Source organism: Streptomyces lycii (assembly GCF_009735685.1).
Lineage (GTDB): Bacteria > Actinomycetota > Actinomycetes > Streptomycetales > Streptomycetaceae > Streptomyces > Streptomyces lycii.
Genome location: NZ_WHPN01000306.1, coordinates 1 through 3,751 on the forward strand (window position 1 = coordinate 1; position 3,751 = coordinate 3,751).

Consider the following 3,751-nt stretch of genomic DNA (forward strand, 5'->3'; position numbering starts at 1 on the left):
GCGGACAGGCCCGGAAGGGCGCCCGGACCCGAAAACCGCCGGACCCCGACGACAACCGGGGGGCCCGAACCATACGACGGGCGGCAGCCGGGGGACGGCGGGAGGGGACGGGTCCGGAGGGAGGGGGGTCCTCCACGCTTACGTGTATTTGTGGCCGCCACCACCGGGCGGACTCTCCGACCCCGTCCAGGCGGCCGTAAATATGCGGTGGAGGACCCCCCTCCCGGAGGGCCCGGCCCCGGCACCACCATGCTCCCGCTCCCGCTCCCGCCCCGCGCTCCCGCCCCGCGCTCCCGCACCCGCCCCGCGCACCCGCCGCCGCCCCGCGGACCGCTCCCGCACCCGCACCGCGCTCCCGCACCCGCCCCGCGCATCCGCGCACTCACTCCCAGCACCCGCCCCGCGCACCCGCACCCCACTACGAACCCGCACCCGCTGCCGGCACCCCGCCCCGCACACCCCCGCACCCGCACCCGCCCCGCGCACCCGCACCCCACTACGCACCCGCACCCGTTGCCGGCACCCCGCCCCGCACACCCCCGCACCCGCACCCACCCCCGCACCCCGCCCAGGCCCCTCCGGTGACCCCGGTGCCGTACCGGCCTCGTCGGTCTCACGCCCCCGCCGGACGGCGACTAGGCTCGGGGCGGGCCGAGGCGATCAACATGCGAGAAGGCGGTGGCCGGGTGCAGCAGGGACGACGGGACAGCCGGTTCGGAAGGCTGCTGCGGCACGGCTTCACCGATCCCGCGACGGCGGAACGGCTGCTCGACCTGCCGGCGCTCTCCGCCGTGCGGGGCGACCCGATGCTGCTCGACGCCCTCGGCGCGACCGCCGACCCCGACCTCGCGCTGCGCCAGCTCGTACGCCTCGTGGAGTCCCTGAGCGACCACGAGCGGCCCGGCGGCGACCCGGCCGGCGGGCCGCAGGAACTGCTCGGCACCCTCATCGGCGCGAAGCCGCTCCGGGACCGGCTGCTGCGGGTCCTCGGCGCCTCCGAGGCGCTCGGCGACCACCTCGTGCGGCACCCGCTCGACTGGCACGATCTTGCCACGTACGAGTCCGCCGACCTGCACCCCGGCGTCGAGGAGTTCACCCGCTGCCTCGACGACGCCCACGACGCCGACACCCTGCGCGCCGCCTACCGCCGCTGTCTGCTGTCCATCGCCGCGCGTGACGTCTGCGGAACCATAGACCTCGCCGCGGCCGCCACCGAGCTGGCCGACCTGGCCACGGCCACGCTCCGTGCCGCGCTCCGTATCGCCGGGGACGCCGCGCCCGAGGACACGGCCCGCTGCCGGCTCGCGGTCATCGCGATGGGCAAGTGCGGGGGCCACGAACTCAACTACGTCTCCGACGTCGACGTCATCTTCGTGGCCGAGCCCGTCGCCGAGCCCGTCGACGGCACCGAGGAGGCGGAGGCCATGCGCGCCGCGACCCGCCTCGCCTCGCACCTGATGCGGCTCTGCTCCGACACCACCGCCGAGGGCACCATCTGGCCCGTCGACGCCAACCTCCGCCCGGAGGGCCGCAACGGCCCGCTGGTGCGCACCCTGAGCAGCCATCTCGCGTACTACGAGCGGTGGGCGAAGACCTGGGAGTTCCAGGCGCTGCTCAAGGCCCGCCCGGTCGCCGGGGACGAGGCGCTCGGCCGGGCGTACGCCGACGCCGTCGCCCCGCTCGTCTGGCAGGCCGCCGAGCGGGAGAACTTCGTCGCCGACGTCCAGCAGATGCGCCGCCGCGTCGTCGAGAACATCCCCGCCGCCCAGATCGACCGTGAGCTGAAGCTCGGCCCGGGGGGCCTGCGCGACGTCGAGTTCGCCGTGCAGCTGCTCCAGCTGGTGCACGGCCGTGCCGACGCCGGGCTGCGCAGCGGCAGCACGCTCGACGCGCTCGCCGCCCTCGCCGCGGGCGGTTACGTCGGCCGGAAGGACGCCGCCGCGCTCGACGAGGCGTACCGCTTCCTGCGCTCCATGGAGCACCGCATACAGCTGTACAAGCTGCGCCGCACCCATCTGGTCCCCGAGGGCGAGGCCGATCTGCGCCGGATCGCCCGCTCGCTGGCGACCGCCTACCGCTGGGACCGCGGCGAGGACCCCGTCACCCGGCTCCGCAAGGAGTGGAGGCGGCACGCCCGCGAGGTCCGCAGGCTGCACGAGAAGCTGTTCTACCGGCCGCTGCTCGACGCCGTCGCCCAGCTGGAACCGGGTGCCGTCCGGCTCAGCCCCAAGGCCGCGGGCCAGCGCCTCGAAGCCCTCGGTTACGCCGACCCGGCCGCCGCCCTGCGCCATCTGGAGGCTCTGGCCTCCGGCGTCACCCGCAAGGCGGCCATCCAGCGCACCCTGCTGCCGGTGCTGCTGGAGTGGTTCGCCGACTCGGCCGATCCGGACGCCGGGCTCCTCAACTTCCGCAAGGTGTCCGACGCGCTCGGCACCACCCCCTGGTATCTGCGGCTGCTGCGCGACGAGGGCGCCGCCGCCGAGAACCTCGCCCGGGTCCTCTCCGGCGGCCGGCTCGCCCCCGACCTGCTGATGCGCGCCCCCGAGGCGGTGGCGCTGCTCGGTGACCCCGGCGGGCTGCGGCCGCGCGACCGCGCCCACCTCGAACAGGAGGTGCTGGCCGCGGTGGGCCGCGCCGAGGGGCCCGAGCAGGCGGTCGCGGCCGCCCGCGGGGTGCGCCGCCGCGAAATGTTCCGCACCGCCGCGGCCGACCTGATCAGCACGTACGGCACCGAGGAGACGCCCGCCGAGGAGGACTTCGGCCCGCGGGTCGACCGCGTCGGCACCGCCCTGTCCGACCTCACCGCGGCCACCGTCTCCGGTGCCCTGCGCGCCGCCGTCCGCGCCGGTTTCGGCGACACCCTGCCGACCCGCTTCGCCGTGATCGGCATGGGCCGCTTCGGCGGCGCCGAGCTGGGTTACGCCTCCGACGCCGATGTGCTGTTCGTCCACGAACCGCGCGAGGGCGTCGACGAACAGCAGGCGGCCCGGGCCGCGTTCGCGGTCGCCAACGAGATGCGCCGGCTGCTGGAGCTGCCCTCAGCCGACCCGCCGCTGCTCGTCGACGCGGATCTGCGCCCCGAGGGCAAGACGGGCCCGCTCGTGCGCACCCTCACCTCGTACGCCGCCTACTACCGGCGCTGGTCGCAGGTCTGGGAGAGCCAGGCGCTGCTGCGCGCCCGCCCCGTCGCCGGGGATCCCGGGCTGGGGCGCCGCTTCGTCGAACTGATCGACCCGCTCCGCTACCCCGAGGGCGGGCTGGACGAGGCCGCCGCCCGCGAGATCCGCCGTCTCAAGGCCCGGATGGAGTCGGAACGGATGCCGCGCGGCACCGACCCGACGACGCACGCGAAGCTGGGCCGCGGCGGGCTCTCCGACGTCGAGTGGACCGTGCAGCTGCTCCAGCTGCGGCACGCCCACGCGGAGCCGAGCCTGCGCACCACCGGCACCCGTGAGGCCCTGTTCGCCGCACGCGACGCGGGGCTGCTCGACCCGCACGACGCCCGGACGCTGGACGAGGCGTGGCTGCTGGCGACCCGGATGCGGAACGCGGTGATGCTGGTCCGCGGCCGGCCGGGCGACACCTTCCCGGCGGACGTCCGCGAACGCGCCGCCGTGGGCCGGTATCTCGGCTACGAGCTGGGCAGCGCGGGCGAGATGCTCGACGACTACCGCCGCGTCACCCGCCGCGCCCGGACGGTCGTGGAGCGGCTGTTCTACGACGCGGAGTCCTAGGGAGCGGCAGGGCCCGC

General features: G+C 76.1%; 1 protein-coding gene. It reads left to right on the forward strand.

Annotated features, from left to right (window positions below):
- Positions 1-665: 665 nt before the first annotated feature.
- A complete protein-coding gene (locus tag GCU69_RS18400) occupies positions 666-3,734 on the forward strand; it encodes a bifunctional [glutamine synthetase] adenylyltransferase/[glutamine synthetase]-adenylyl-L-tyrosine phosphorylase (protein WP_098751612.1) in 3,069 nt (1,022 codons plus the stop codon).
- Positions 3,735-3,751 lie beyond the last annotated feature (17 nt).